General features: G+C 65.9%; 5 protein-coding genes. All 5 read left to right on the forward strand.

What is annotated here, in order from left to right:
* A partial coding sequence (locus ACE3N6_RS19085; RefSeq protein WP_374247405.1) for an OmpA family protein occupies nucleotides 1-433 on the forward strand: 433 nt, incomplete at its 5' end.
* Nucleotides 434-573: 140 nt separating this feature from the next.
* Entirely contained in the window at nucleotides 574-924 is a 351-nt protein-coding gene (locus ACE3N6_RS19090) for a hypothetical protein (RefSeq protein WP_288130005.1), read from the forward strand.
* Nucleotides 925-952: 28 nt separating this feature from the next.
* Nucleotides 953-1,252 (forward strand): type IV conjugative transfer system protein TraL, encoded by a 300-nt coding sequence (gene traL / locus ACE3N6_RS19095; protein ID WP_265941884.1) that lies wholly within the window; start codon nucleotides 953-955, stop codon nucleotides 1,250-1,252.
* Nucleotides 1,253-1,267: 15 nt separating this feature from the next.
* Nucleotides 1,268-1,834, forward strand: a complete 567-nt coding sequence (gene traE, locus ACE3N6_RS19100; RefSeq protein WP_374247406.1) for a type IV conjugative transfer system protein TraE — start codon at nucleotides 1,268-1,270, stop codon at nucleotides 1,832-1,834.
* A gap of 58 nt (nucleotides 1,835-1,892) precedes the next feature.
* Nucleotides 1,893-2,649, forward strand: a 757-nt coding sequence (locus ACE3N6_RS19105; RefSeq protein WP_374247407.1) for a type-F conjugative transfer system secretin TraK, incomplete at its 3' end; no start/stop codon positions are given.

Genomic DNA, 2,649 nt, shown 5'->3' on the forward strand with positions numbered 1-2,649 from the left:
CATCCTCCGCGCAGAATCAACCACATCGGCCGAATCCGTCACCCCGGCCCCTGTGGCGTCAGCCCCAGCAACAAAGCCGGAGATCTCGCGCACGGTCACCGTGCAGTTCGGCCTGGGCAGCGCCAAGCTGAGCCCCGCCGCGCGTTCCCAACTGAACGGAGCCATGGGCGACGCTCTCCACGTGCGCCGCATCAAGATCATCGGCCGTACCGACAGCACCGGGCCATTGGCCTTCAATGAATCGCTGGCCCTCGCCCGCGCCCTCGCGGTTCGCGACCACCTGCGCAAGACGCATCCGACGCTAGCCGCCACGCTGACGCTGCAGGCTCGAGGGGCGTGCTGCTTCATCGCCGCCAACGACACCGTGGCCGGCCGCACGCAGAACCGGCGGGCCGAGGTGATCTTTCAGATGAGCGGCGAGAACCTGCCATGACGCCGCGCCGGTCGCCCGCTCACATCCAAGTTCTTCACCCGTCGAGCGCTCGCGCTCCCACCCGCAGGCGCGTCCGTACGCCCACCCGCCTTCCCACCCCTATCCGACTTTCAACGCTCCACCCATGCCCGGAGGTTTTCATGAACACTGCAGTCCTTGTTTCTTCCCCCCGCGTCGCCACCCGCAAACCGATGACCGTCGCGATGCTGCTGGCGATGATCGTCGTCGGCCTCGGCACCGCTTTTCCCGGCTACGCCCTGGACCTGGTCGCCTTCACCGGCATCACCGGACCGCTCACCTCGGCACTGACCCAGATCGCCGCGCTCGGACCGGGAATCAAGGCCCTGGTCGGATTCGTCGGTTTCGTGGTCGCACTCATCTCGCTCTCCGCGCTACGCAACTTCGGCCCGGTCCTGTTCTACGTCGGCCTTGCCATCTTCGCCGCCGTGGGTCTCGTGATCGCCGGCGCGATCATGGGCGCGGTCGTCTGACGCCGGCATCGACACCCAGGAGACCGACATGCAAGCGGACACCTATATCCCGCGGCGTCTCGATGACCAATGGAAGATCGGCTTCTGGGATGTCGATGTCGCCGCGCCGATCCTGTTCATGTTCTTCGTCGGCTACCTGTCTGGCAGCAAGCTGTCCTTCGCCGTCTGCATGGCGATGGGCATCTTCGTCTCGCGCTGGATTTCGCGCCTCAAGGCGGACAAGCACCCGGCCTTCGCCATCCACTGGCTGTATTGGCATCTGCCCGCCAGTCCGATGACCGCGATGCGCGCCACGCCGCCGTCGCACATCCGCCGCATGGTCGGCTGAGCCTGGAGAAAGCCCATGGACTTCGAACGGCTCAACGGCGACATCAAGGAAATGCGGCGCCGCAATCGCGGGCTGGGCCTGGCGGTCGGCGTGCTCGCCGCCGGGCAGATCCTCGCCCTCGTGGTGATCCTCAACCTTTTGGGAACGGTGCGCACCGTGGTCGTACCGCCCTCGCTCAACAAAACCTTCTGGGTCACCCACGACCACGCCAGCAACGAATATCTCGAGCAGATGGGCAGCTTCATCGCCTGGCTGGTGCTCGACGTGACGCCGGCTTCGATCGACTGGAAGAAGGACATCCTGCTCGGCTACGTCGAACCCGATCAGTACGGCCCGCTCAAGACGCGGCAGGAAGTGGAGGCCGAACGCTTGAAGCGCATCAACGCCGCCACCGTGTTCGCGCCCCAGCAACTCGTGCCCAGCGAAGAAGGCCAGAGCATCGTCATCCGCGGGCGCCTGCGCACCCTGGTCAACGGCTTCGAGACCGCCAACGACCTCAAGGCCTACCGGGTCGAGTTCAGCTACGCCGGTGCGCGCATGCATTTGAAGAGTTTCAAGGAGGTACCCAATGCCGGCAATTGAACCAACCCAAGCCCGATCCCCGCATCGGTTCGTCCTTGTGCCTCGGCCCAGATGGGCGATGAGTGCCGCCATCGCCGCAACGGCCGCCATCGCCATCTTGACGGCCGTGCCCGCCCACGCGCTGCAGGTCGTCGAGGCCAGCGACGGCGTGTCGGTCGAAGCCATCGTGTCGATCAAGGAGCCGACCCGCATCCGCATCGACGGAGCATCGATCACCGACGTGTTCGGCAACATCCATTCGAGTCATTGCGGCGCGGCGACGGCTCTTCCCGCCACACCGGGCATGAGCAGCACCGCGCCCGGCGGCGGCATTAGTTCGGCAATCAATCCGGCTGGTGAGATCGTGCTGGAGTGCGACCGCGACAAGGGCGAAATCTACGTTCGCCCGGTCGGCGATTCCGTGAAACCGATCAACCTGTTCGTCTCCTCGGCGAGCACCACCTACACACTGCTATTGCGCCGTGCGGACACGCCCGCCGACACCATCGTCATCCGCGACAAGACGCCCAGGGCGTTCAAGCCAGCCACAGCTGGCCAGGCCGGAGCCGGACCGGCACCCAACCCGGTCCGCGCCATGAAGGCGCTGCTGGTGGCGATGGCTACGGACCGGGTGCCGCCCGACGTCCGGGTCGAAGAGAGCCATCGCTCGGTCCCCCTATGGATCGAGGCGCGCTTCTCGTTGGTGCGTCAGTACGAAGGACGCGGCCTGATCGGCGAGAAGTACCTGCTGCAGAACGTCAGCAATGCCCCCATGGTGCTGGCCGAACCGGAGTTCGATCGCGAGGCTGGCGGCGTCGCCGGCGTCAGTATCGAGC

The sequence above is a fragment of the Zoogloea sp. genome (assembly GCF_041904905.1).
In the GTDB taxonomy this organism is placed as follows: domain Bacteria; phylum Pseudomonadota; class Gammaproteobacteria; order Burkholderiales; family Rhodocyclaceae; genus Zoogloea.